The following is a 26,062-nucleotide window of genomic DNA, read 5'->3' on the forward strand; positions in this document are numbered from 1 at the left end:
GCATGGTGTCACGAAAGGCGCCATGGATAAAAAAAGCGGGCCCGACAGAGAGAAGTTCGGGCCCGAGGGGAATGGTGAAACTTTGAGGTCGCGGCCGTCCATGGCCGCCAATCCAATGAAACGTATAACGATTACAGGGCGAAGTGCACCGCTGCCATGTAACGACGGCCGGTCGTGTACTTGGCGACCGGGAGGTCCTTCGTCTGCAGGTACTGGAAGTACGTTTCGTTGGTCAGGTTCATGCCCGAGAGCGTGAACGAGATGGCATCGTTGAGCTTGTAGCCGAGCGTGGCGCCAAGATCGGCGTACGCATCGGTGGTGGCCGGCGGCGCACCGGAGATGTAACCGCCGGAGAGGTACGCACTACGCCAGTTGTACGAGATGCGGGCGCTGAACGGGCCCATTTCGTAGTACGGGCTGATCGAGTACGAGTTCTTCGAGTTGTACGGAAGCGCACCACCCGAATCCAGCGTGCCCTTGGCATAGGTGTAGCTCGCGGTGACACCGAAGCCGGTATCCCAGAACGACTGCTGATAGCTCAGGCTACCGCCACGCACCTTGCCCGACCCCGTGTCGCGCGGACGGCTGATGCTGTACGTGCAGAAGCCATCGGGCGTGCACAGACCCTGCGCAACCTGACGCGCGAACGTCTCCTTGTCGTTGAAGATGCCGGAGTTGAACTGACGCTCGGGAGCCGAATCGACGAAGGTGTAGTTGTCGATCTTCTTGTAGAAGCCGGTCAACGCCAGGTACGACTGCGGAGCGAAGTACCACTCGCCTGCGAGCGAGAAGTTCTTCGACTTGTACGGGTTGAGGTTGGGATTGCCACCGCTGCCCGTGAGTACCGAGTCGTTGAGGAACAGGTTGTTGACCTGCATGTTGTACGGCGGACGGGCAATGACCTTGGCCGCTGCGAAACGCAGGATCACGTCCTCGGTCAGGTCGTACGCCACGTTCAACGACGGCAGCCAGTTCTTCTGCGTGGTCGAGCTGGTCTGCCACGAGCCTGCCGGAGCCGGCAGCACCGGGGCGCCGCTGTAGTTGAAGCCGCTACCGTCGGTGACGGTATGCACATAACGAATACCCACGTTGCCGTGGAACCCGCCGCCGGCGAAGTTGGCCTGCGCATACGCGGCGTTGGTCTTCTCGACCAGCTTATACGTGCCGTTGAGGTACGTACCCGCGTCTTCGTTACCGCCGTTGGTAGCGCGGACCCAGGCGTACTGGGCGTCCTTATCCGGCATGACGTGGCTGGCCGAACCCGGCAGCGAGTCGAAGGCACCCAGCGTATCGGTGTAACCGCCGAACCCGAGGGCTGCCATGTTCGTCGGCGCGTTGCCGCCATAGACATGCGCCTGCATGCCTTCTTCGTGGCGGTTGAAGCGGTAGCCAACGAGCACCTGGTTCACGAAGGTGTCGAAGTCCTTGGTGAAGTCGAGCTGTGCATACGTGTCGCGGGCCTTGGCGGAGTAGTTGCCATAGTTGCCGGGCCAGCCGCCGAGGCCGGGGACGTCACCCATGTGCCAGTTGGCCGGATTGCGGGCCGCCGACGGATTGTCGAACGCGAAACCGCGGTTGATATCCCAGGTGTAACCGCCCGCGTAGACGGGCTCCATCACGGCCTGCGAGATGCTGTTGTTCACAGCCTTGCTGTAACCGGCGGCACCGCCGAGGCTCCAGCCTTCGCCGCGATAAGTCGTCTTCAGATCGAACGCCGACGTGCGGACAACCGATTTGCGGATATTGCTGTCGAAGGTGTTCTGCGCGATATCCGGGCAATTGGCCGAGTCGTTGCCGCAGACGTGACCGCCCGTGATGACGCCATTGGGACCCGGGGTGAAGCTGGTGACGTTACCCGGCGTCGCGCCGGTGAACGGATACAGCGACTGGTTCCAGTTGTCGAAGTTCTCGCGAACGAACAGGCTGTTGAAGTCGATGTCCCAGTTGCTGGTCGGACGCAGCTGGATGCCCAGCGTGGCGCTGTCGCGCTTACGCTTCTGCTGGAACCATGCCGAGTTGACCTCGTCGGGCACCTTGTCGTTCGGGTTCAGCGTGCCATTGGCGATGCCAGCGGCGACGGCCGGGCTGGAAGCCCACTTCGAAACCGGGCTGTAGCTGAAGATTTCGAAGCCCTGGCGATCGATCTTCTCTTCGAAATGCTGCGCGGAACCGATGATGCCGAAGGTGTTGTCGGCGTTCTTCCAGCTATACAGCACCGAGCCATTCGGACGCGAACCGGCCGAAGCCTGATCGTTGTACGACAGACCGAACGAGCCACGGATCGTATTGGCCGGCAGGTCGAGCGGCTGCAGCGTGTGCAGCAGGATCGTGCCGCCCAGGCTGCCTTCCGGCAAACGGGCTTCGGGCGACTTGTAGATTTCCATGCGGCCGACGATTTCCGGCGCGAGCATGGTGAAGTCGAAGCCACGATTCGGCTGCGCGCCGTACTGCCACGGCGTCTGCGAAATCGGCTGGCCATTGAGGAACGTCAGGTTCAGGCTGGGATCGGTGCCGTCGATGCTGACACGGTCGCCCTGGCCGAACGCGCGATCGATCGTGACGCCAGGAACCTGGGTCATCGCTTCGGCGACGTTGGTATTCGGGAACTTGCCGATGTCTTCGGCCGTGACGGCCTCGACGACGGCGTCGGCATTGCGCTTCGTATCGAGAGACTTCTCGAGACTTGCGCGGATACCGGTAACGGTAATGCCTTCGAGCTGAGCGGCCTTAGCGGCGTCGGCCTTTTCCTGAGTGGTCTGCGGCTTTGCCGGAGCCGGTGCCGCATCCTGAGCGAGCACGTTTCCGGTGAAACAACAGAGTCCGGCGATAATGCTCGCCGCCAGCAGAGTTCTACGATGCGACATGATGTCCTCCCCTCAGAGGATGTCAGCAACGAGTGGTTTCGCTACCACGCGCGCTGTGTTGCGATCTGGGCGGATGCCCGGCTTTTGTTGCAAAGGTCTACGCGTCCTTCCTTCCCGCTCTTCACTGAGCATTCGGGCCATGCATGTAGAGACCGGCAGCGCCGATCACGCCAAGCTGGCCGTGGTCCATGAGTCGTACGGGTACTTGCTGGAGAAAGGCGCGCATGACGCCCTTGTTGAAAAACCTTGTCGAAAAGGTGCTGGCGAGCAACACGTCGCGTACCTGGGGCAGGATGCCGCCGGCCAGGTACACGCCACCGCGCGCGCCATAAAGAAGTGCGAGGTCGCCGACGAAACTGCCGAGCAGACCGCAGAAAACATCCAGTGCCTCGACCGCGGCCTCGTCGCTGCGCGCGAGCGCGGCACGGGTAACGTCGGCGGGTTCGACCATCGGCGCGGACGTACCGCGCAACGTACTGATGGCCTGGTAGAGATTGACGAGACCCGGGCCCGAAAGCGCGGTCTCGTAGGAAACGTAATCGCGGTTCTTCGCGAGCAGGCGCAGGATTTCGACCTCGCGCTCGTTGCCCGGTGCAAGCGAAATCTGACCCGCCTCGGTCGGCAGCACGGTCGCGTGCGGCTTGCCGGGAAGGAGTACGGCGGAACCCAGACCGGTGCCCGGACCCATGACCAGGACGGGGCCAACCGCCGGCTCGGCGCCGGTTTCAATGACCGGTGTCGTATCGGCCGTTGCAAGAAATTGCGTGGCGTAGGCCACCGCTTCGAAATCGTTGACGACCGCCAGACCGGTAAGACCGAGCGTGCGGCGGATGTCGCCGATCGACACGGGCCAGGGCAGATTCTCGTTGACGATCGCATCGCCAAGGACATATCCGGCGCTGGCGACGGCGCAATGCTCGATGTGGACGGCTATATCCAGGCGGCTGACGAAGTCCTGAAGTACGGCGGTCAGGCTGGGCCATTCGGCGCAGGCATAACGCTCGTAACGAAGCACGGTGATCGGTGCGGCGTCACTGCCGCGGCGAACCAGACCGATGCGCGCATGCGTTCCGCCGACATCGGCCGCGAGAAACGCGCCGGAAGCCGACATTGCATGCAACACATCCTGCTGTTTAGCCGACTCGCCCACACCTTTCCCCTTAATCCCATTGCCGCCACATGAAATGTTTGTGACGCCCCAACTTGAACGGAGTCTGGGAAGGCATGACAACGTTGTCAACAGGACAAATTTCCTAGACAAGCCGCGATCCGTAACGCACCGCAACATGGCATGCTGGCCGGCTCCGGCACTGAATGTCCCGCGCGGACAAAACCACGGCGTTTGTCGCGATTTAAATTGAAATTCCCCGGTCAATCAAAAGCATGATGCGTCGCCACATCGAAAGTGCGAACTCGACGCAAACCGCCATTGACCCGCAATGACGCGAATTGACAACGTTACGCTTACGAGTCAATAAAGGGACATTCGGGGCGTATCCGCATCGCGCGGGTACCGACAGAGAAGCAAAAGACGGGGAGTCACCTATGTCCGCCACACCGGTCACCGTCGAGGAAACTCGGCATTCGAGCCTGCTACCGATGATTATCATCGGCGTGCTGTTCTTTATCTTCGGGTTCGTGACCTGGCTGAATGGCCCGCTCATCACCTTCGTCAAACTGGCTTTCGACCTGGACGACGTCAACGCGTTCCTCGTACCGATGGCCTTCTATCTGTCGTATTTCTTCCTTGCCCTGCCCGCCTCGGCGGTACTCAAGCGCACGGGTATGAAGAAGGGCATGGGTCTCGGTCTCTTCATCATGGCCATCGGTGCCGTGCTGTTCGGACAGTTCGTCACCATGCGCGTCTACCCCGGCGCATTGACCGGCCTGTTCGTGATCGGCGCCGGTCTTTCCCTGCTGCAGACCGCGTCCAATCCGTATATCTCGATCCTCGGCCCGATCGACAGCGCCGCGCAGCGCATCGCCTTCATGGGCATCTGCAACAAGATCGCCGGTGCGCTGGCACCGTTCGTGTTCGGCGCGCTGGTCATGAGCAACATCGGTACGTTCGACAAGCAGATCGCCGCGGCGGCTTCGCCGACCGAACGCGACGCGCTGTTGAATGCATTCGCCGCCAAAGTGCACATGCCGTACATGATCATGGCCGGCCTGCTGGTGCTGCTGGCGATCTGGGTGGTGCGCTCCTCGCTGCCCGAAATCAAACCGTCGGGCGCCAACAGCGAACGCGAGATCGGTCATGCGAAGGGCGGTATCTTCAGCTTTCCGCACCTGTGGCTCGGCGTGCTGTGCCTGTTCCTGTATGTCGGCGTGGAAGTGATGGCGGGCGATGCCATCGGCACCTACGGCCAGGGCTTCGGCATGACGCCGGAAGACACCAAGCACTTCACGTCCTATACGCTGTTCGCCATGCTGATCGGCTACATCGCCGGCCTGCTGCTGATTCCGCGTTTCGTGTCGCAGCAGCGCTATCTCGCCATCTCGGCGGTACTCGGCGTGATCTTCTCGATCGGCAGCTACCTGACCACCGGTTACGCCTCCGTGGGTTTCGTCGCCGCGCTGGGCTTCGCCAACGCCATGATGTGGCCGGCGATCTTCCCGCTCGCGATCAAGGGCCTGGGTTCGCTGACCGAGCGTGGCTCGGCGTTCCTCATCATGGGTATCGCCGGTGGCGCGATCGTTCCGCAGATCTTTGCGCACCTGAAGCAGCACTTCGATTTCCAGGCCGTTTTCCTCTGCCTGATGATCCCCTGCTACCTCTACATCCTGTATTACGGCTACGCTGGCCACCAGGTGGGGCAGCGTCGCGCCCAGGGCTGATATCAATGGAAGGGCCGGCCTGAAACCGGCCCTTCGCTTGTGTCATGGACGTCCGGTAGGATGGGCAGCTAACCGAGTCGAGGCCATCGTTTGCGTAGTCCCACGATCAAGGATGTTGCCGAACGGGCGGGCGTGTCGCTGAAGACCGTTTCGCGCGTCATCAACCACGAACCCTCGGTCCACGCACGCACCCTCGACAAGGTGCAGCGTGCCATCGAAGCGCTGGATTACCAGCCCGATCAGGCCGCGCGCAGCCTGCGCAGCGCGCGTACGTTCGCGCTTGGCCTCGTCTACGACAATCCGAACGCCCACTACGTCATTGCGATGCAGAACGGCGTGTTGTCGGTCTGCCGCGAACGCGGCTTCGGTCTGCAGATCCATCCCTGCGACTCGTCGGCACCGCGCCTGGCCGAGCAGTTGTGCGACCTGGTCCGCCGGTCGCGCCTCGCCGGACTGGTCCTGGCGCCGCCCATGTCCGAACAACCGGAACTGATCCGCATCCTGGCGGAACAGAAAATTTCGTTCGTCCGGATCATCTCGGCGCGATACGATCCGAAGGATGGCTATCCCTGCGTCTTCGTCGACGATCGCGATGCCGCTTATGCGATCACCGAACACCTGATCCAGCTCGGTCATCACCGTATCGGTTTCCTGTGGGGCGGCAAGGAACATCGCTCCAGTCCCGAGCGCTACCGGGGCTACGAAGATGCGCTGCGCGAGTACGGTCTTCCGCTCGACAAGAAGCTCGTGGTCGAAGGCGATTATTCCTTTGACGACGGTTTCCGCGGCGCACGCAAACTGCTTGCGCTGAAGGAACCGCCGACCGCCATCTTCGGCAGCAACGACGAAATCGCCGCAGGCGTACTCGCCGCGGCACGATCCGGCGGCATCGACGTGCCGTGGGAGCTTTCGATCGCCGGCTTCGAGGACAGCCCTTTCTCCAAGCAGTCGTGGCCGGCGCTCACCACCGCGCGACAGGCCACCGAGGAAATCGGCCGCCATGCCGCGCAACGGCTCATCGCGGAGCTTCAGCGCGAAGTGGACGGCACCGTCGAGCCCATCGCGAACGAAGGCTTCAGCCCCGAGCTGGTGGTACGCGGTTCAACGGCGCCGCGTCGGCTGTAAAGCGGGCGAATGATCGTCCTCCCTGTACCTGTGGGAGCGCGGGCTTCGCGACTACACCGTCGCAATGATGGCGATCGCCGCAAGCGCAAGAACGATACCCGCCACATTGATGCGATTCAGCCGCTCGCGAAACGCGAGCGTACCGACCAGCGTACCCAACACCACCACGCCGATATTCATCGCCGAAAATACCAGCGAAGGTTGGTCCGGCACCGCCTGGTGACCGCGCACGTAGAAGAGGATGTTGGCAAAATTCGCCACGCCCAGCGCCACGCCAAAACCGATGCTTCGCCATGACAACGGGGCAATCCGCGCGAGCGCCCGGTACGCCACCGCGACCCAGCAAAGCACGGCGGCAAGCAGGAACGACGCGAGCAATGCGCTGGCAAACGGCGCACCGGCCAGCGCGACGCGCTTGAACAGAATATCGATGACACCGAAACCCACGAACACACCCAGAGGCAGTAACCAGCCTCCCATGCCGTCATCCGCACGCTGCGTTCCCCGCTTCCAGAGAACGCAGACCACCGCAACGACACCCAGCGCGATACCGGCGCCCTTATGCACCGACAAAACGTCTCCAAAAACAACGAACGCGGCGATCAGGGGGAGGAACAGCGAAAGCCGCTGCGCGACGTCGGTACGCACGATGCCGGCACGCTGCACCGACCAGGCGAGGATCACGAACACCGCCGGGAGCAATACGCCAAGCAGGGTAAGCGGTACGAGCGGTGCGCCCGGCGCCTGTAATGCAGGAAGCGATGGCGCCAGCAGGACAAACGAGAGCGCGGCGGCGACGATGTAATTCGTAGCGATAGCCTGCACGACATCGACGGAGGCCCGGCGAGCGAGCTTCAGGAGAACGGAAACCGTGACGCTGAAGGCGACGGCCAGAGCGATGTAGAACATGGGAAGTTACCAGTGACTAGCGCGCGGGCATAGTAGCCGCAGTGAGCACGAAGGGCCGCTTGTCTGGCCGACGCCCCGGTGTATACTTTCGTGCATCGCAATTGCAACGCAGGAGGGCTCCATGAAATCAGCGACCATTCCTTCGCTGCGCGTCGAGCCGGAACTCAGGGAAGCCGCGGAAAGCGTTCTTCTTCCTGACGAAAGCCTGTCGGCTTTCGTTGAAACCGCTTTGAGAGCAGGCATCGCCCGCCGCCAGACACAGCGCGATTTCATTGCGCGAGGCATGGCGTCGCGCGATGAGGCTCGTGCCAGCGGCAAGTATTTCACTGCGGCCGAAGTGCACGCCGATCTCGAAGCGATGCTGCTCGCAGCCACGACAGGCAAGGATGCCTCTTGAGTTTTGACGTTCGCTATACCCGAACCGCCCGCGAAGATCTTGTCCGGCTTTACCGGCTCCTTCTCGAACACGATCGGGAAGTGGCTGCCCGGTCGCTCGATGCTATCCGCAAGAGCGCCGATGTACTCGCCGACTTTCCATTCACGTGCCGCAAGGCCGACCCGAACAATCCTTTCGTAAGAGAGCTGGTCGTGCCGTTCGGCATTGCCGGTTATGTCGCCCTCTTTGAAATCGAAGACGACAGAACCGTCACTATTCTCGCGGTGAGGCATCAGCGCGAGGATGATTTTCACTGAGCCTGAATCAGCGCACGGCCAAGCCGGCAGCTTCGCGCGCCAGTGCTTCGATGCCAGAAAAATCGCCAGACTTCAGCATGTCGGCAGGCGTAAGCCACGACCCACCAACGCAAACCACGTTGGACAACCCGAGAAAGTCGCGCGCATTGGCGAGGCTGATTCCACCCGTTGGACAGAACCGGATCTGCGGCAACGGACTGGCCCACGCGCCAATCAACTTCGCGCCACCGGCAGGGACGGCCGGGAAAAACTTCTGGAAGCGATAACCGCGTTCCAGCAGATTCATCGCCTCGCTGGACGTCGCGGCACCCGGCAACAACGCCAGCTCGGAATCGTCGGCCGCATCCAGCAAGCGCGGCGCGCTACCCGGCGACACGGCGAACTTCGCACCTGCCTTGAACGCATTCTCGAGATCGCGCGCGGTAAGCACCGTACCCACGCCCACTACCGCACCCTCCACTTCCGCCGCGATCGCACGCACGGCGTCGAGCGCGGCGGCGGTACGCAACGTGATTTCGATCGCGGGAATGCCGCCCGCGACGAGCGCGCGCGCCATGCCCACGGCACTGGCCGCATCGTCGATGATGACGACGGGAACCACCGGCGCCAGGCGCAGGGTGGCTTCGACCAGCTTTTGTTTCGCTTCGGTACTCATCGGATCGCTCCAGTCATCAGAAAACGCCCGCACCGAGGTCGGCCGTAACGGCGGACTGACGGAACATGGCGAAAAGTTCGCGGCCCATGCCGGTGTGGTGCACGGACAGATCGACGCTCGCGCATTCGCGCGCCGCCCATTCGTCGGCGGGCACCAGCACTTCGACCGTGCCCGCATGCGCATCCAGCCGCACGAGATCGCCCGTGCGGATGCGACCGATGGGACCGCCGGCCTCGGCTTCGGGCGTGACGTGAATCGCAGCCGGCACGCGACCGGATGCACCCGACATGCGCCCGTCGGTCAGCAATGCCACGCGCCGACCACGGTCCTGCAAGATGCTGAGCGTCGGCGTGAGCTTGTGCAGTTCGGGCATGCCGCGCGCACGCGGCCCCTGGAAACGCACGACGGCGACGAAGTCGCGATCGAGTTCGCCACGGTCGAACGCCGCTTTCACGTCGTCCTGCTCATCGAAGACGATCGCCGGCGCTTCGATGACCATGCGGTCTTCGGGAACGGACGAAATCTTGATGACGCCGCGCCCGACGTTGCCCGAAAGCATGCGCAAGCCGCCATCGTGACGGAACGGCTCGCTGGCGGCACGCAGCACGCCGCGATTGCCGCTTTCCTTCGAAACGGGCGTCCAGACGAGCTCGCCGTCCTTCAGTTCCGGCACGTTCCGGTAATGGTGCATTCCCGGTCCCATGACGGTGTTGACGTTCCCATGGAGCAGGCCCGCATCGAGCAGCTGGTCGATCAGGAAGGTCATGCCGCCGGCATCGTGGAAATGATTCACGTCGGCATAGCCATTCGGATACACGCGCGCCAGCAGCGGCACCACCGCCGAAAGCGCATCGAAATCATCCCAGCGCAGTTCGACGCCCGCCGCCCGCGCGATCGCGACCAGATGCAGCAGGTGATTGGTTGAACCGCCCGTGGCATGCAGACCGATCACACCGTTGACCACGGCACGCTCGTCCACGATATGTCCGACCGGCATGTAGTGCTCGCCAAGGCAGCTGATGTCGATCATGCGCTTGACGGTGGCGGCGGTGATCGCGTCGCGCAGCGGCGTATCCGGCGGTACGAAGCTCGCGCCCGGCATGTGCAGGCCCATGATTTCCATGAGCATCTGATTGGAATTGGCAGTGCCGTAGAACGTGCAGGTGCCGGCGCTGTGGTACGAGCGCGCTTCGGCTTCCAGCAGTTCCGCGCGCGTGGCTTTGCCTTCCGCATATGCCTGACGGACTTTGGATTTTTCTTCGTTCGGGATACCCGACGGCATCGGGCCGGAAGGCACGAACGCGCTGGCGAGATGGCCGAAGCTCAGTGCGCCGATCAGCAGGCCGGGCACGATCTTGTCGCAAATGCCGAGGTAGAGCGCCGCTTCGTACATGTCGTGCGATAGCGAGACGGCCGTGGCCATCGCGATGAGGTCGCGCGAGAAGAGCGAAAGCTCCATGCCCGGACGACCCTGCGTCACGCCGTCGCACATGGCCGGCACACCGCCCGCGACCTGCGCCGTGGCGCCGAGCGAACGCGCGACGTTACGGATGACTTCCGGATAACGCTCGTACGGCTGATGCGCGGAAAGCATGTCGTTGTACGACGTGACGATCGCGATATTCGCCGCGTGGCCGTTACGAAGCGCGTCCTTGTCGTCCGTGCACGCGGCGAAGCCGTGCGCGAGATTGCCGCAGGACAGGTGATGCCGCTTCGTGCCGTGGCTGCGCGCGGCGTCGATCTTCGCAAGATACGCGGCGCGCGACGTGCGACTGCGCTCGACGATGCGCTCGGTGACCTCGGCGATCACGGGATGGATGGTCATGGCGAACTCCTGAGCTTTGACCGGTGCGATGCGCGCGACCCCCGCGCGCAGCTACCGAAAGGCATCGCAACGTGCCGATGCCTGCGTCCCGCGCATAACGCGGAACGACTGTTCTGGGATGGCGACGGCCTCACGGACTCCAGTAGACGTCCAGCGGCGTACGCGTTTGTTTCAGCACCGAGGCGATCGGATAGTCCCTGGCGATGGCATCGTCCAGGACCTGTTTCTTGTCGTCGCCTTCGATATGCAGATAGAGCGCATGCGATGCGAGGATACGAGGCAGGCTCAGCGTGATACGCGGCTCGCCCGCGCCTTCGGCGCGCATGGAAAGCACGCTGCGCGTGCCATCCAGCGCAAGCGCCTGCGCAAGATGATCGCCGCCGGGGAAAAACGATGCCGTATGGCCGTCCGGACCCATGCCGAGAAGCACGACGTCGAACGGCTGCGGCAACTTGTCGATACGAGCATTGACGTTGTCCAGCGCGTCGTCCGGCGTCGGTGCGTTTTCGTACAGCGGAACGAAGGTGGCCTGTTCCGCGTTCTGCTTCAGGAGCAGGTCGCGGACCATGCGCGCGTTCGAGCGTTCGTTGTCTTCGCCGACCCAGCGTTCGTCGACCAGCGTGACGGTAACTTTCGACCAGTCGAGTACGGAGCGCGCCAGCACCGCGAAGAACACCTTCGGTGTGCCGCCGCCGGAAACGGCGAGCGTGGCGTGACCGCGCGCGGCGATCGCCTCGCGCAATTTTTCCGCTACCTCGTGGGCAAGCTTGTCGGCGAGGGTGAGACGGTCTGCGAAATCGTGGCGGCGTACGGTAGCGTTCATCAGCTTGCGTCCTCGGCCCAGGTACGGCCATCGCGTTCGATGAGCGCCACGGCGGCGCTCGGACCCCATGTACCGGCAGTGTAGGGTTTGGGTGTCTCACCGCTGGCTTCCCACGCCTCGAGGATGGGACCTGCCCAGTTCCATGCCGCCTCGACTTCGTCGCGGCGCATGAACAGTGTGGGATTGCCGCGCACCACGTCGAGGATCAGGCGTTCGTAGGCGTCGGGCTGCTGCACGCCGAAGGCCGTGGCGAAGCTCATATCCAGCGGCACATGGCGCAGGCGCAGACCGCCCGGACCCGGATGTTTGATCGTCAGCCAGAGCTTCACACCCTCGTCCGGCTGCAGGCGCAGCGTCAGACGGTTGGGCATCAACGGACCGCTGGCCGGATCGAAGATCGAATGCGGCAACTGACGGAACGTCACCACGATCTCCGAAACACGCGTCGGAAGGCGCTTGCCGGTGCGCAGATAGAAAGGCACGCCGGCCCAGCGCCAGTTACCGATCTCCGCCTTGAGGGCGACGAAGGTTTCGGTTTTCGACTGATCGCTGCCGAGTTCGTCGAAGTAACCCGGGACGCCCTGACCTTCGGCCGCGCCGGCGCGGTACTGACCGCGTACGGTGAACTGGCCGGCGTTACTGCTGTTGATCGGGCGCAGCGAGCGCAGCACCTTGAGTTTTTCGTCGCGCACCGCATCGGGCGACAGCGACGAAGGCGGCTCCATCGCCACCATGCAGACCAGCTGCAGGATGTGGTTCTGGACCATATCGCGCAGCGCGCCGGCACGGTCGTAATAGCCGGCGCGATGGCCGACGCCCACCGTTTCGGCCACGGTGATCTGTACGTGGTCGATATGCGAGGAATTCCACAGCGGTTCGAACAGGGCGTTGCCGAAGCGCAGCGCCAGCAGGTTCTGCACCGTTTCCTTACCGAGGTAATGGTCGATGCGATAGGTCTGCGATTCGTCGAAGACACGACCGACGGCATCGTTGATCGCATTGGCACTGGCCAGATCGCGACCGATCGGCTTTTCGAGCACCACGCGCGAACGGGGGCCATTGAGACCGAAGCTGCCCAGACGCTCGCAGATGTCGACGAACAGTTCGGGAGACGTCGACAGATAGAACACCCGGATGTGATCTGGCTGCTCGCCGACCATCGCCGCGAATTCTTCCCAGCCGTCGGCCTTGCGGGCGTCCAGCGAGCGGTAACCGATCATGCCGATGAACGCGTCGAGCGTCGCTGCAACGGTTTGGGGCACGGATGCTTCGACGGCGTCGCGCACCTGGGCGCGGTAACCGGCGTCGTCCAGACCTTCGCGCGCCACGCCGACAATGCGGCTGCTGGCGGGAATCTGGCCATCGACGAAGCGGTGGTAAAGCGCTGGCAGCAGCTTGCGTACCGCGAGGTCGCCGGTGCCGCCGAAGATCACCAGATCGAAAGGCTCGGTCGGCAGGAGAGAAGCAGTCACGGTGGTCACCTCAATAGATCCGGGAGGGGGAGTGGGACGCACGGTCGATCATACCAGTGACATACCAGGGCGGACCAGCCCCGTACCAGTGAGATCTGCCGCTTTAAGATTTTTGCCGGAATGATTACGAATGTAACCGTTTACTGACGCCATTTAAATCGTGCAAACGACCGTTTGAAATGAATGTAGCGCTGCGGCATTTCGTCGCCGCTTGCTCCAGTGGTCGTCAATTGGTATCTTCTCTGGTATGGAAAGCGCACTCGTCGCCGAATACCAACGTCTGCAGCACGACCCGTCCGCACGCCTGCCGCTGGCGTATATGCGGCTGCGTCGCGCTATCCGGAATGTGATCGAGAACGGCGAAGTGCAGGTCGGTAACGCCCTGCCTAGCGAACGTGACCTGGCCCGCGCCCTCACGCTGTCCAGGGTCACGGTTCGCAAGGCCATCGGCGGTCTGGTGGAAGACGGTCTGCTCACCCAGCGCCATGGCGCCGGGACGTTCGTGTCCGAGCGCATCGTCAAGCCGCTGTCGCGGATGACCAGCTTTACCGAAGACCTGCGTGCCCGCGGACTCAATCCCCGCTCGGAATTCTTCGAACGTGCCATCGGCGAAGTCACGCCCGAGGAAGCCATGGCGATGAACCTCTCGCCCGGCACCCAGGTCGTCCGCCTGCATCGTCTTCGTTACGCCGGCGACGAACCGCTGGCCATCGAGCGCAGCGCGGTGCCTCTCTCGCTGCTGCCCGACCCGTCGCTGGTGGAAGACTCCCTTTACGAAGCGCTCGACAAACTCGGCTGCCGTCCGCGCCGGGCGCTGCAGCGCCTGCGCGCCGTGGTGCTCGGTCCCGCACAGACGCGGCTGCTGCGGCTCAGTGCCGGCAGCGCCGGCCTGAATATCGAGCGGCGCAGCTTCCTCGACGACGGGCGCATCGTCGAATTCACCTGTTCCTGGTATCGCGGCGATATCTACGATTTCGTCGCCGAACTGCAAAGCGAATGAGACCCCCATCACCATGACGATCCAGCCGCACGACACCCTCATGTTTCGCGAGGCGCACGAGACCGCCGACGTGATCGAGCGCCAGCTCGCCGCGAACGAAGCGGTGGTGAGCGAACTCGCCGCCCATCTGCGCGCGCATACGCCACGCATGATCATCACCTGCGCCCGGGGCAGCTCCGATCACGCGGCGATGTACGCCAAGTACGTCTTCGAAACCCAGCTTGGCGTGGTCGTCGCATCGGCATCGCCATCGGTCACGTCGATCTACCGCGCGCCGCAGCAACTCGAAGGCGCCTTGTACATCGCCGTTTCGCAGTCGGGCAAAAGCCCCGATCTGGTACGCAACGCACAGGCGGCGAAAGAAGCCGGTGCGTACGTCGTGGCCATGGTCAATGTCGTCGATTCGCCGCTGGCCGAAGCCGCCGATGTCGTGATTCCCCTGCACGCGGGCCCTGAAAAGAGCGTCGCGGCGACGAAGAGCTACCTCGGTGCGCTGTTCGCAATCCTGCACCTTGCCGCACGCTGGAGCGAGGACCCCGAAGCCAATCAGGCGCTGATCGACCTGCCCGCCCAGCTGCGTGCCGGCTGGGACGCCGACTGGAGCGCACTGACCGACGGACTCGTCGATGCGCGCAACCTCTTCGTCGTCGGCCGCGGCTTCGGTTTCGCCGGTGCGCTCGAAGCGGCACTGAAGTTCAAGGAAACCTGCGGCCTGCACGCCGAGGCATTCAGCGCGGCCGAAGTGAAACACGGCCCGATGGCGCTGGTGGGTCCGGAGTTCCCCGTGCTGTTCTTCGCGCAGAACGACGACACGCTGCCCAGCGTCCTGGATGTCGCGGCGGAATTCCGCAAGCGCGGCGCGAAAGTATGGGTCGCGGCACCCGGCGCCGTCGGCGAAGACATCCTGCCGCTGACCGCCACGGCGCCTATCGCCGCGCCGCTCGTCACCGTCCAGAGTTTCTATCGCGCCACCGCGGCGCTGGCGCTGCGCCGCGGGTTCAATCCCGACGTACCGCCGCACCTCAACAAGGTCACCGAGACCGTCTGATCCGGAGCAACCCATGACTATCGCCCTCGTCAACGGTCGCGTGCTTACCGACCACGGTTTCCAGAGCGGTTTCGCCGTCCTCATCGAGGATGAAAAAATCGTCGGCCTTGCACTGCCGTCCGATCCACGCGTACGCGCCGCGGATCGGCACGATCTGGGCGGCCATATTCTGCTGCCCGGCTTCATCGACTGCCAGGTCAACGGCGGTGGCGGCGTGCTGTTCAACGACGCACCGACCGTCGATACGATTCGCCGCATCGGCGAAGCCCACCGTAAGTTCGGCACCACCGGCTTCCTGCCCACGCTGATCAGCGACGACGCGGACGTGATGGAACGCGCGATCGACGCGGTGAACGAGGCTGTGGAACAGGGTGTACCGGGCGTGCTTGGTATTCATCTGGAAGGGCCGTTCATCGCACCGGAGCGCAAGGGCGTTCACGACTCCGCGAAATTCCGCGTGGCCGGGGCCGACGACGTCGCGCTGCTCGCCCGCCGCCACGGCGGCGTCACGCTGCTCACCCTGGCGCCGGAGCGCACGACGAACGACGTACTCAGCCAGCTCGTCGCCAACGGCGTTGTCGTCGCGGCCGGACACACCGCCGCCGACTACGACACGACGCGCGCCGCACTGGTCGCGGGTGTGCGCGGTTTCACCCACCTGTTCAACGCCATGACGCCGTTCACCAGCCGCGAACCCGGCGTGGTCGGTGCCGCGCTGGAAGATCACGACAGCTGGTGCGGCCTGATCGTCGACGGCCATCACGTGCATCCGGCGTCGCTACGCGTTGCCATTGCCGCCAAGGCGAAGGAACGCATGATGCTCGTCACCGACGCGATGCCGCCAGTGGGCTCGGACAATCCGGACTTCGTACTCAAAGGCGAAACGATCACCATGCGCGACGGCGTCTGCCAGACCGCCGACGGCACGCTCGCCGGCTCCGCGCTGGACATGGCCACGGCCGTGCGCAACACGGTCGAAATGGTCGGCGTACCGCTCGACGAAGCGGCGCGCATGGCATCGACCTATCCCGCTGCTTTCCTCGGCCTGGAGAAAACCCACGGCCACATCGCGGCAGGCTATCGCGCCGACTTCGTGGTGATGGACGATAACTTCAACGTGGTGGAAACCTGGATCAGCGGTAGCCGGGCGTAATAACACCTGGCGCTGCGGGAACGCTCTTGCTTGGCTCGTCGCTCTTTGGTTGAGGACCGCCGCTGGGCGGCTCGTGACTTGGCGGCCTGACGATCGTGCGTCGACGCGATGCTTTCCTCCACGTGACCGCAGCGTTCGGAAGAGCCGTCGGCCACCACCCTCGACGCGACTTGCGCAACCGAGCGCGGCGGGCGGAAAAGGCCCGCAGGGGGCGGACCTGGACGGTCCGCCGTTTTCGCTGAGGCAGGGAGGCCGAATCGAAAACCCCCGCCCGCAGCGCGGGCGCGACGGGGCGCAGCCATCAGACAAAAGCCGCGTAGCGGCTCTCCTTTCCCGAGCGACGGTGAAGCCGGAGCGTCGAGGGTGGTGGCCGACGGCTCTCCCCGAAGCGTCCGAGCGCTACCGCGATGGCGAAGCCGAGCTGCCGCCCCCCCCCAATTACGGAAAGAACCATAAAAAAGGCCGACGATCCGGCGCCGGCCAACGACAGGGGAGTCGAGTGCGCGCCCGGGTACATTGCCCGGGCGCGCTGGTGTTCGCTCTTAGAGCGAGAAGTCGTAACGAACGCCGAAGCGGAAATAACGCGGCGTCTGGAACGCGATTGCACGACGGTAATCGTCGCTTGGACCGCCCGTGTTGACTTCGCCGACGTCGACCTGCGCCACCGGACGCTGGCTACCGGCCACATTGAACACAGCCGCGGTGAATGCGAGCGGCTGCTGTGCGCCGGCCCAGAGCGGACGGTATTCGGTATTCAGGTCCAGCTGCCAGGTGTATGGCAGACGGCCTTGCGAACCGCGCGGTGCGGGTTTGCCGCCGCATTCGAAGTACGAGGCGCCGTACTGGATCGCATCGACCGGATCCAGGCCGATGCAGTTCCGCGGACGACCCGACGCAATTGCCAGGTTAGCGCCGAACAACCATTCCGGCGTCGCCTGGAAGTAACCGTACGCCTTAAGTGCATGCGTGCGATCGTTCGGCAGCGGACCGTTCGTGTATTGCATGATTTCCGGTGCATCCCAGTCCTGCGTCACGGACGGATCGAGCTGGCCGATGTCGGACTTCAGCTGGCCTTCGGAGTTACCGTAGCTACGCGAGAACGTGTAATCGACGCGACCGTACCAGCGCGAATCGAAGTGGTGTTCCAGGTACAGGTCGAGCGAGTAGTAGCTACGCTTGAGGTCCGGGAAGGCCACGCCGGCCGGCGTGACGAAGTCGTCCTTGGTCAGCGCGAACGGGACCAGCGTGCCCTTGCCATCGATATCCACCTGGAAGGTGCCGCCCTTGCCGGGATTGAACAGATAGCAGCCCGGGATGCTGGCCTTGCTGATGTCGATGCCCTTGCGCGTGGCGTACTTCTCGAACGGACGCGAATCGCAGAAGTCGTCGATCGAACTCTTCAGCTTGCGATAGGTGAACTTGGCGCCGTAGCTCCAGTCCGCATTGATCGCCTTGTCGAAGCCCAGGATGTATTCGTCCTGGTAGTAAGCATCGATGCCCTGGGCGGCAACGGTCTTCGGATTCGGCGTATGGCCGTCCTCGCCGTTGAGGTAAGCGCGATTGCCGAGCTGGGTCAGACCCGTGGGTTCGCCGTTCGGACCGATGCCCGAATAGGTGTAGTACTCGCTGTAATACATCGATGCCGAGGCGCCACGGATAGCCACGTTCGACGGGATCGCCAGATGGTAGCGACCGGCGTTCGCGTAGACCTTGAAGGTGGAGTCCCCGAAGACGTCCCACGTCACGCCAAGACGCGGCGCGAGCTGATGACGCTGCTTGACGTAAGTTTCGCCGGCACCGTTGAGGTTTTTGAACTGCTCGTTACGCAGGCCGATGTAAGCCATCCAGCGATCGGTGACCTGCCACTTGTCTTCGATGAACTGCGCTTCCTGCTCGACCTTGACCGAGGCGCCGGTCTGGAAGAGACGTTTTTCGGCGACGTACTGCGTACCCGCCGGCGGAACGATGTCCGGACGGCCGGTGACTTTACCGGCATTGCGGTAGACCCAGCGATAGCCGCCTTCGTAGACATTGCCGGCGGTCGACTCGAGCGTCTGGTTATCCACACCCGCGCGCAAGTCGTGGTCGCCGATGTGGTATTCGACGTCCAGGCGGTAGCCGTGGGTCTTGTCCTTCGCGCCTGCACCAAGCACCGTGCCGTTGACCAGGCCGCAACCGACGATCGGACTGGAGATGCCGCGGCGGCTATCCGTGATCCACGGGCAGTTCGGCGAACCGGCGTAGTTCAGATCGCGAACATGGTTGGTGGTGGAGTGACCGTACAACGCGTTGATTGTGAGGTTGTCGGTGATGTAACCGGTGTACTTGCCGATATACACGTCGCCGCCAGGCGCCGAACCCGCGCCCGCATCGAAGTTCTTCAGCTTATCGGTACCGATAAAAGTACCCTGGGTGCCGGTCGCGTAGTTGTACTTGTAAACGCTGCGATCGACGTTGGTCTTGTCGCCGATGCCGGTCAATTCCAACAGATGGCTATCGGTGATGTTCCAGTCGACCTTGGCCATCCACTTGGTAGCTTTGGACGTCTGATTGGTTTTCTGCGGCGCCAGGATGCTGCTGACATTCTTGCTGTCGGACTTGGTGAAATCAGCCGCGGCGTACAGGAACAGCTTGTCCTTGATGAGTGGACCGCTGATGTAGCCGGTGTACTGCATGTCCGTGCTCTTGTTGTCGCCGCGGTACTGGAAGAGCTGACCGTTCGTACGATAGATGCTGCGCGGCGACTGACGGAAGTACTGCGGCGTGATGTACATGCCGACGCCGGCCTTCCACTCGTTACCGCCGCGCTTGGTGACGACGTTGATTACGCCACCGGTCGAACGGCCGTATTCGGCGCCGTAGCCGCCGGTGAAGATCTGCTGCTGGTCGATGGCGTCGAACGGCAGGCTGGTGAAGCCGAGACCGGTCAGCGCATTGGTCACCGCGTAACCGTTGATGTAGTACTGGTTTTCCGACGCGGACGAACCACCGAAGGACGCCACGTTGCCGTAACGGCTATCGCCTGCGACAACGCCTGGCGCGAGAAGCGCGGCGGCGGTGACGTCGCGGGCCAGCGGCAGCTTCTGCAACTGCTGGGACGTGAGGACGGTGCGCGAGTCGACGGACGAAACGTCGATCGCCGGCAGGATATTGCCGGTGACCTGCACGCCTTCGAGGGTCTGGGCCGATCCCGGCGCGGCTGCACCGGCGAACGATACGTCGACACCGCCGCCGAGCGAGACCTGGACGTTATCGCGGGTTTCGACGGTCTGACCGCCGCGTTCGACGGATACCTTGTAGCGGCCGACCGGCAGCGAACTTGCGCGATAGCGGCCGTCGGCATCGACGCCGACGTCACGGGTCAGGCCCGTGTCCAGGTTCTGCAGATGGACGACGCTGCCTTCGGGCTGCGCGACGCGGCCGAAAACGACACCGGAAGCATTGGATTGTGCCAGGACCGCGCCGCTTGCCAGACTCAGGGCAAGCGCGGTGCACAAAACGGTACGACGCAGCACAGGGCTGCGGTTGATGGAGCGCTGCATGTTGTCTCTCCCCAGAAATTAACAGCAAATGAGACGGTCGCAAGCTGCAACCGAACTCTGTTCGAACCCAGACCATCCGCACTTTCGACGGCAGCGCCCCCCTCCGGACGGCTGTAACTGGCGATAGTGCCCCTCTCGTCCAGGGATTTCCCCTGGACCGGACGCTGAGCTCACGCCGACCCTACTCGCAGGTTTTTGCGTCGGTCAAGTGCCGTTCTTACGATTTCGTGAAGAAATTCCGTAAACGAGTTCTTAACTTGCTGGTTTTGAGGCGCAACGCTAAAGTGGCGCGGTTCGGGTGTCCCGACGGCGTCCGCCGGAAGGATTAAACGGGAAGCCGGTGCGTCGCCCTTTTAAGGCGCGACAAGGCCGGCACTGCCCCCGCAACGGTAAGCGAGTGGAATACCGGCAATTGCGGTATTCCCGGATCGGCGAGACGCCACTGCGCCAAGCGCGGGAAGGCGCCGGTCCGGACGTGTGCAGACACGTCGTGCGCGAGTCCGGAGACCGGCCCGATAGCTCGTATGCGCTTGCAAGCGCGTACGCGGCGCTTTATTGGCTGGTTCGCGGAGGGCGAATCGGGGACCTTTGCGCGGCCTTCAGCGGCTGCGCGTCGCGTTCGCGATGTCTTCCCTTCCAGCCTCACGCTGGCTAACACCCGCGCTTCAACGCGGTAGAGGAAGAAACGTTCCATGAAGAAGACCCTGCTCGCGACCGCCCTGCTGTCGTGCATCGCCGCGGCCCATGCCGCCGACCAGAACACCGCGAACAAGCTCGATCCGGTTGTCGTGACGGCCACACGTTCCGCCATGCCGTTGGACGAAACGCTCGCGCCGGTCACCGTGATCACACGCGACGATATCGAGCGACTGCAGCCCCAGTCGGTGGCGGACCTGCTTACCGGCCTGCCGGGTATCTCGATCGCCAATTCGGGCGGCCTGGGTCAGCAGACCTCCCTCTTCATGCGCGGATCGAACTCCAGCCACACGCTGGTCCTGGTCGATGGCGTGCGCATCGGCACCGTCGGCGCCGGCATTCCTGCGTACGAACAGCTGCCGGTGGAGCAGATCGACCACATCGAGATCGTGCGCGGTCCGCGCTCCAGCCTTTACGGTTCGGACGCCATCGGCGGCGTCATCCAGATTTTCACCCGCCACGGCCAGGCCGGTGAGGCACCGACACCCTCGATCAGCATGACCGGCGGCAGCCACGGTCTGGTCGGCGGCCAGTTCGGCCTGTCCGGCGGCGACGGCCACGGCTGGTACAACGCCAGCCTCGGCGGCCAGTACACCACGGGCATCAATGCCTGCCGCGTCGGTGCCGCCAAGGCGTTCGCCGGCTGCTTCGTCGACGAGCCGGATAAGGATTCCTATCGCACTTATAACGGCGCGCTGAGCGGCGGCTACCGCTTCGACGACGGCACCGAGCTTGCGGCCAACTGGCTGCGCAGCAAGGGCGACATCGAATACGACGGCAGCTACCAGAACTTCACGCGTCGCTCGCAGCAGGTTGCTGGCGCAAAGCTCGCCTTCAGCCCGCTCGACATGTGGCGCATGACGTTCAACGTCGGCCAGAACATCGACCGCGCCGACAACTATCTCAACGGCGCCGAATACAACGCCAACATGAAGCGCACGGGGTATCTGTACTCGAAGCGTAACCAGGCCTCCTGGCAGAATGACTTCACCCTCGCTCCGGGCCAGATCCTGAGCGCCGGCGTCGACTACCAGAAGGAACACCTGGACAGCGACACGGGCTACGCACGCGACAACCGCAACAACACGGGCGTCTTCGCGCTGTATCAGGGCATCTTCGGACCGCACGAGATCCAGCTGTCGGTGCGTCGCGACCACAACAGCCAGTTCGACAACCACACGACCGGCGCCGCCGCGTACGGTTTCCGGTTCGACAACGGTATGAAGGTCACGGCGTCGTACGGCACCTCGTTCCATGCGCCGTCGTTCAACGACGTGTACTACCCGTATGGCGCGCCGGTCGTCCTGAAGCCCGAAAAGGCGAAGACGGCGGAAATCGGCCTGTCCGGCACGCCGGGCATCTGGAACTGGGCGGTCAATGCCTACCAGACCAAGTTCGACGACCTCATCGGTTTCGATTCGCATTTCCTGCCGATCAACGTGGACAAGGCTCGCGTTCGCGGTGTGGAAGGTCAGCTCGGCGCCGATGTCGACGGCTGGCACGTCCGCACGTACCTGACCTGGCAGCAGCCGCGCAATCGCACGGAAGGCGACCAGTACAACAACAAGCTGGCACGCCGCCCCGATCAGACCGGCCGCATCGACCTCGACCGCGATCTTGGCGACTTCACGATCGGTGGCACGCTGACCGCTGCGGGCAAGAGCTACGACAACGCGGCGAACACCCGTCGCCTGGGTGGCTACGCCACGGCCGACCTGCGCGCCACCTGGCGTTTCCAGCCGGGCTGGAGCCTGCAGGGCCGCGTGGCGAACGTGTTCGATCATTCGTATGAGACGGTGGCGTTTTACAACCAGCTGGGTCGGACGTATTACGTGACTGTGCGGTATATGCCGGGACAGTAAAGTCCGCAGGGGCCGGAAAGGTACGGGTGGCTGGCGATTCGCTTGTGAGAGGGGATCGCCTGCCACGCGTGGTCGCCGCGGATTCCGGCGTGCGCCGGAATGACTTAGAGGGGATGGAGATTCCCTCGAACGACCTAACCCTCACCGTCATTCCGGCGCACGCCGGAATCTACGGCGAGGCAGTCGGAATTGCGTCGGAGAAACACGCTTTTCGGCGCGGCAAATACCCTCGACGGCACGAAGAAACACACCCACCACCCAACTCCCGGCCCCTGAACCTCCCCCCTGCCTTCCGGCAGGGGAGCGACTTAAGGCACACGTAACTGCAACGAACGGCGGGCATAAAGTCCACTGTGCGCGGTTATGCTTGTCGCGCTACAGGGAGTGTTCGTGAATATCTTTGCCCCATTCATTCGCCGGCCTATCGGAACGTCGCTACTGGCGGCGGGATTGCTGATCGCCGGCTTCATCGCCTATCTGCTGCTCGGTGTGGCCGCGCTGCCCTCCGTCGACGTGCCCGCCGTTTTCGTGTCCGCGCAGATGCCGGGAGCCAACGCGCAGACGATGGCCTCGACCATCATCGCGCCGCTGGAACGCCATCTCGGGCAGATTCCCGGCGTCGACCGCATGTATTCGAGCAGCAACGAAGGCTCGGGCTTCGTGCAGGTCCGTTTCACCATGGATCGCAGTACGGACAAGGCGGCGCGCGACGTCCAGGCCGCCATCAATGCGGCGGCGAAGGACCTTCCGACCGGCATGCCCTCGCCCCCGCAGTACTTCAAGTTCGACACGGGCTCGATCCCCGTGCTGCTCGTAGCGATCACCTCGAAAAGCCTTCCCCCGGACAGGCTCTACGACACAGTGGACACGCTGCTGGCGCCGGCCGTGGCTCAGATTCCCGGTGTATCGCGCGTGCAGGTCTTCGGCGGTACCCCGCATGCGGTACGCGTCGAACTGGATACCAATGCCCTATCGTCCAAGGGGCTGACCACCAACGACGTGTCGAACGCCCTGCATGCGGCTAACGTGAATTCGCCGCAGGGCACGATCAGCGACGGCGTCACCCAGATGACCGTGCTGGCCAATGACGGTCTGCGCGAGCCGAAGGATTTCGCTGCCCTGCTGATCGCGGTACGCAACAACGTACCGGTGCGCCTGGGCGATATCGCGAAGGTGCAGGCCGGTGCGCAGGACGAATACCAGGCGGCCTGGTTCCAGGGCGAGCGCGCCGTCAGCATGCAGATCAGCAAGCGCCCGAATGCCAACTCGATCGAAACGGCCGAAGCCATTCGCGCGGCGTTGCCCCGCTTCGCCCACTCGCTCCCCGCCGACGCCATCGTTACCCCCATCTTCGACCTGACCCAGACGACGCGTTCCGCGCTGCACGAGGTAAAGGTCGCGCTGCTCATCAGTATCGTGATGGTAGTGGCGGTGATGATGGTGTTCCTGCGCCGCATGGGCCCGACCATGATCGCGACGCTTTCCGTGCCGCTTTCGCTGGCTGGCGCATTCGTCATCATGTGGTCGCTGGGATATACGCTGAACACGCTGTCCCTGATGGCGCTGGTGCTATGCATCGGCTTCGTCGTCGACGATGCGATCGTGGTCATCGAGAACATCGTGCGGCACATGGAGAGGGGTGCGGGCCCGATGGAAGCCGCGCTTGAGGGCGTGCGCGAGATCGGCTTTACCGTCGTGTCCATCACACTTTCGCTGGTCGCCGTCTTCGCGCCGCTGCTGTTCGGCAATAACCTGATCGTGAAACTGCTGCGCGAGTTCTCGGTCACGCTGGCCGCCGCCGTGCTGATTTCGGCCATCGTGTCGCTAACGCTGACGCCGGCGTTATGCGGCAGGTATCTGAAGCACGAAGGCGAAAACCGTAAAGTCTCGCGCTTCGAGCGCGCGCTCGAGCGCTTCGACAATGGACTGCAACGCGTCTATGAACGCGCGCTCGACTGGGCGCTTCATCATCGCCGGATCATGCGCTGGCAGCCCATTTTCCTGCTGATCGCCACGATCGGTCTCGGTTGGGGCGTCGTCGCCACGGCCGGCGGCGGGTTCATGCCCGAGGAAGACACCGGCATGATGCAGGCGCAGGTCAGCGCCGATGCCAATATTTCGCCCGGCGAAATGGCGCGTCGACTGAAGCGCGTGGGCGACATCATGCAGCAGGACCCCGCCGTACTGGACGTCACCACGATCCTCGGCGGCGACAACGGCGGCGCGGTCGGCAGCAACGGCATGATGTTCGTGGATCTGAAGCCTTACGGCTCCGGTCCCGGCGAGCGCAAGGACAACATCAAGAAGGTGATGGAGCGGCTCGGCAAGACCTACGAGAAAATCTCGGATGTCCAGGTCTTCATGAGTCCCGTGCAGTTCCTCGGCGGCGGTGGCAACAACGGCAATCGCGGCGCATATTCGTTCCAGCTGATCAGCACCAGCGGCGAACCGTTGCAGGACTGGGCGCTGAAAACCGTACGCAAACTTCGCACGGTCAAGGAAATGCGCGATGTCGGCAGCGACTTCGACATCGTCGGCAAGCAACAGATGCTCAAGGTCGATCGCGATGCCGCGGGCCGGCTGAACGTCGGCATGGGCGATATCGACTCGGCGCTGTACAACGCGTTTGGTCAGCGCCAGGTGTCGATCATCTACTCGGATATCAACCAGTACTGGGTCGTGCTGACCGCGGCTTCCGCGCAGACACTGAGCCCGGGCGCGCTGCTCAATACCTATGTAAAGAGTTCGAAGGGCACGATGGTGCCGCTGTCCGCGGTCGCGCACATCCAGCCGATAGCCACGCCCAGCGCCGTGACGCACCAGAACCAGTTCGAATCGGCGGATATCACGTACAACCTCGCGCCGGGCATTTCGCCGGACAAGGGTAATAAGCTGGTCGAGCAGGCCATTCTGGAGATGCAGTTGCCCGAAGGCATTCGCATGGACTTCACCGGCACGAACCAGCGGCTGAAGGATGCCCAGTCGAACGGCATGGTGCTGCTGATCGGCGCGATTCTCGCCGTCTACATCGTGCTGGGCATCCTGTATGAAAGCCTGGGCCATCCGCTGACGATCATTTCCACGCTGCCGGCCGCGGGTGCGGGTGCTTTCCTTGCCATGCTGGTCACGCAGACCCAGCTCACGCTGATGGCGATCATCGCGGTGCTGTTGCTGATCGGCATCGTGAAGAAAAACGCGATCATGATGGTCGACTTCGCACTGGTGGCCGAGCGGGAACACGGCAGGACACCTCTGGAAGCGATCAGGGAAGCCGCGCTGGTGCGCTTCCGCCCGATCACGATGACGACGCTTGTCGCGATGGGCGCCGCTTTCCCGCTGGCGATCGGCTTCGGCGTCGGTTCGGAAATGCGCCGGCCGCTGGGTATCGCGATCGTCGGCGGCCTGCTCGTGTCCCAGCTGCTTACGCTGCTGAGCACGCCCGCCATTTATCTGTGGAACCACGACCGCAAGGAACGCAAGGCAAAGCGCAAGGAACGCCGCGCGGAGCGTCGTCGGCTAAAGGCCCTGAAGCAGCAGACGGTGAGCGAAGGCTAAGG

Annotated in this window: 17 protein-coding genes and 1 riboswitch; of the genes, 9 read left to right on the forward strand and 8 right to left on the reverse strand. The window is 63.5% G+C overall.

Going from position 1 to position 26,062, the window contains the following annotated elements; translation table 11 throughout:
• Positions 1–131 precede the first annotated feature (131 nt).
• Positions 132–2,864, reverse strand: a complete 2,733-nt coding sequence (locus EC912_RS14930; RefSeq protein WP_132145452.1) for a TonB-dependent receptor — start codon at positions 2,862–2,864, stop codon at positions 132–134.
• A 121-nt stretch (positions 2,865–2,985) separates the two neighbouring features.
• On the reverse strand, positions 2,986–4,014 hold the full coding sequence (gene glk / locus EC912_RS14935; protein WP_279389038.1) for a glucokinase: 1,029 nt from the start codon (positions 4,012–4,014) through the stop codon (positions 2,986–2,988).
• Between the two features lie 395 nt (positions 4,015–4,409).
• On the opposite strand from glk, the gene EC912_RS14940 reads away from it, so the two are divergent.
• Complete coding sequence (locus tag EC912_RS14940) at positions 4,410–5,702, forward strand: sugar MFS transporter (RefSeq protein ID WP_132145456.1); 1,293 nt, start codon at positions 4,410–4,412, stop codon at positions 5,700–5,702.
• 90 nt (positions 5,703–5,792) lie between these two features.
• A complete protein-coding gene (locus tag EC912_RS14945; RefSeq protein WP_132145458.1) occupies positions 5,793–6,827 on the forward strand; it encodes a LacI family DNA-binding transcriptional regulator in 1,035 nt (344 codons plus the stop codon).
• Positions 6,828–6,878: 51 nt separating this feature from the next.
• Here EC912_RS14945 and EC912_RS14950 read toward each other — a convergent pair whose 3' ends face one another.
• Positions 6,879–7,736, reverse strand: a complete 858-nt coding sequence (locus tag EC912_RS14950; RefSeq protein ID WP_132145461.1) for an EamA/RhaT family transporter — start codon at positions 7,734–7,736, stop codon at positions 6,879–6,881.
• A gap of 121 nt (positions 7,737–7,857) precedes the next feature.
• Between EC912_RS14950 and EC912_RS14955 the strand changes: the two genes are divergently transcribed.
• Both EC912_RS14955 and EC912_RS14960 read left to right on the forward strand, forming a co-directional pair.
• Positions 7,858–8,133 (forward strand): YlcI/YnfO family protein, encoded by a 276-nt coding sequence (locus EC912_RS14955; protein WP_132145463.1) that lies wholly within the window; start codon positions 7,858–7,860, stop codon positions 8,131–8,133.
• Positions 8,130–8,429, forward strand: coding sequence for a type II toxin-antitoxin system RelE/ParE family toxin (locus EC912_RS14960; RefSeq protein ID WP_132145465.1), 300 nt, complete (start codon positions 8,130–8,132; stop codon positions 8,427–8,429). Before EC912_RS14955 ends, EC912_RS14960 begins: the two co-directional genes overlap by 4 nt.
• Before the next feature lie 7 nt (positions 8,430–8,436).
• Here EC912_RS14960 and eda read toward each other — a convergent pair whose 3' ends face one another.
• The 4 genes from eda to zwf form a co-directional block, all read right to left on the reverse strand.
• On the reverse strand, positions 8,437–9,084 hold the full coding sequence (gene eda, locus EC912_RS14965) for a bifunctional 4-hydroxy-2-oxoglutarate aldolase/2-dehydro-3-deoxy-phosphogluconate aldolase (protein ID WP_132145467.1): 648 nt from the start codon (positions 9,082–9,084) through the stop codon (positions 8,437–8,439).
• A gap of 16 nt (positions 9,085–9,100) precedes the next feature.
• Entirely contained in the window at positions 9,101–10,909 is a 1,809-nt protein-coding gene (gene edd / locus EC912_RS14970; protein WP_132145469.1) for a phosphogluconate dehydratase, read from the reverse strand.
• A gap of 130 nt (positions 10,910–11,039) precedes the next feature.
• Positions 11,040–11,732, reverse strand: a complete 693-nt coding sequence (gene pgl / locus EC912_RS14975; protein ID WP_132145471.1) for a 6-phosphogluconolactonase — start codon at positions 11,730–11,732, stop codon at positions 11,040–11,042.
• Positions 11,732–13,204: a glucose-6-phosphate dehydrogenase gene (gene zwf, locus EC912_RS14980; RefSeq protein WP_132145473.1), complete on the reverse strand. Its 1,473-nt coding sequence runs from the start codon at positions 13,202–13,204 to the stop codon at positions 11,732–11,734. Before zwf ends, pgl begins: the two co-directional genes overlap by 1 nt.
• 247 nt (positions 13,205–13,451) lie before the next feature.
• On the opposite strand from zwf, the gene EC912_RS14985 reads away from it, so the two are divergent.
• Genes EC912_RS14985 through nagA form a run of 3 tightly spaced genes read left to right on the forward strand, consistent with a single transcriptional unit; the run spans position 13,452 to position 16,405 of the window.
• The gene (locus EC912_RS14985) at positions 13,452–14,204 is read left to right on the forward strand and encodes a GntR family transcriptional regulator (protein ID WP_132145475.1); all 753 of its coding nucleotides are present in this window, start codon (positions 13,452–13,454) and stop codon (positions 14,202–14,204) included.
• Positions 14,205–14,217: 13 nt separating this feature from the next.
• Complete coding sequence (locus EC912_RS14990) at positions 14,218–15,252, forward strand: SIS domain-containing protein (protein WP_132145477.1); 1,035 nt, start codon at positions 14,218–14,220, stop codon at positions 15,250–15,252.
• A gap of 13 nt (positions 15,253–15,265) precedes the next feature.
• Positions 15,266–16,405: an N-acetylglucosamine-6-phosphate deacetylase gene (nagA, locus tag EC912_RS14995; RefSeq protein ID WP_132145479.1), complete on the forward strand. Its 1,140-nt coding sequence runs from the start codon at positions 15,266–15,268 to the stop codon at positions 16,403–16,405.
• A 542-nt stretch (positions 16,406–16,947) separates the two neighbouring features.
• Here nagA and EC912_RS15000 read toward each other — a convergent pair.
• Positions 16,948–19,947 carry a TonB-dependent receptor gene (locus tag EC912_RS15000; RefSeq protein ID WP_132145481.1) on the reverse strand — a complete coding sequence of 1,000 codons (3,000 nt, stop codon included), beginning with the start codon at positions 19,945–19,947 and terminating at the stop codon, positions 16,948–16,950.
• A 280-nt stretch (positions 19,948–20,227) separates the two neighbouring features.
• Positions 20,228–20,477: riboswitch (cobalamin riboswitch) on the forward strand.
• Positions 20,478–20,639: 162 nt separating this feature from the next.
• On the opposite strand from EC912_RS15000, the gene EC912_RS15005 reads away from it, so the two are divergent.
• Positions 20,640–22,505 carry a TonB-dependent receptor domain-containing protein gene (locus tag EC912_RS15005; protein ID WP_132145483.1) on the forward strand — a complete coding sequence of 622 codons (1,866 nt, stop codon included), beginning with the start codon at positions 20,640–20,642 and terminating at the stop codon, positions 22,503–22,505.
• A gap of 390 nt (positions 22,506–22,895) precedes the next feature.
• Positions 22,896–26,060: an efflux RND transporter permease subunit gene (locus tag EC912_RS15010; RefSeq protein WP_132145485.1), complete on the forward strand. Its 3,165-nt coding sequence runs from the start codon at positions 22,896–22,898 to the stop codon at positions 26,058–26,060.
• Positions 26,061–26,062: the final 2 nt, after the last annotated feature.

Source organism: Luteibacter rhizovicinus (genome assembly GCF_004342265.1).
Taxonomy (GTDB): domain Bacteria; phylum Pseudomonadota; class Gammaproteobacteria; order Xanthomonadales; family Rhodanobacteraceae; genus Luteibacter; species Luteibacter rhizovicinus_B.

Bases quoted from the DNA above. Each gene is read 5' to 3' on its own strand.
- pgl (WP_132145471.1), bottom strand. From the start codon at position 11,732: ATGAACGCTACCGTACGCCGCCACGATTTCGCAGACCGTCTCACCCTC.
- EC912_RS14930 (WP_132145452.1), bottom strand. From the start codon at position 2,864: ATGTCGCATCGTAGAACTCTGCTGGCGGCGAGCATTATCGCCGGACTC.
- EC912_RS14950 (WP_132145461.1), bottom strand. From the start codon at position 7,736: ATGTTCTACATCGCTCTGGCCGTCGCCTTCAGCGTCACGGTTTCCGTT.
- EC912_RS14985 (WP_132145475.1), top strand. From the start codon at position 13,452: ATGGAAAGCGCACTCGTCGCCGAATACCAACGTCTGCAGCACGACCCG.
- EC912_RS14955 (WP_132145463.1), top strand. From the start codon at position 7,858: ATGAAATCAGCGACCATTCCTTCGCTGCGCGTCGAGCCGGAACTCAGG.
- EC912_RS14990 (WP_132145477.1), top strand. From the start codon at position 14,218: ATGACGATCCAGCCGCACGACACCCTCATGTTTCGCGAGGCGCACGAG.
- nagA (WP_132145479.1), top strand. From the start codon at position 15,266: ATGACTATCGCCCTCGTCAACGGTCGCGTGCTTACCGACCACGGTTTC.
- eda (WP_132145467.1), bottom strand. From the start codon at position 9,084: ATGAGTACCGAAGCGAAACAAAAGCTGGTCGAAGCCACCCTGCGCCTG.
- EC912_RS14940 (WP_132145456.1), top strand. From the start codon at position 4,410: ATGTCCGCCACACCGGTCACCGTCGAGGAAACTCGGCATTCGAGCCTG.
- edd (WP_132145469.1), bottom strand. From the start codon at position 10,909: ATGACCATCCATCCCGTGATCGCCGAGGTCACCGAGCGCATCGTCGAG.
- EC912_RS15005 (WP_132145483.1), top strand. From the start codon at position 20,640: ATGAAGAAGACCCTGCTCGCGACCGCCCTGCTGTCGTGCATCGCCGCG.
- EC912_RS15000 (WP_132145481.1), bottom strand. From the start codon at position 19,947: ATGCAGCGCTCCATCAACCGCAGCCCTGTGCTGCGTCGTACCGTTTTG.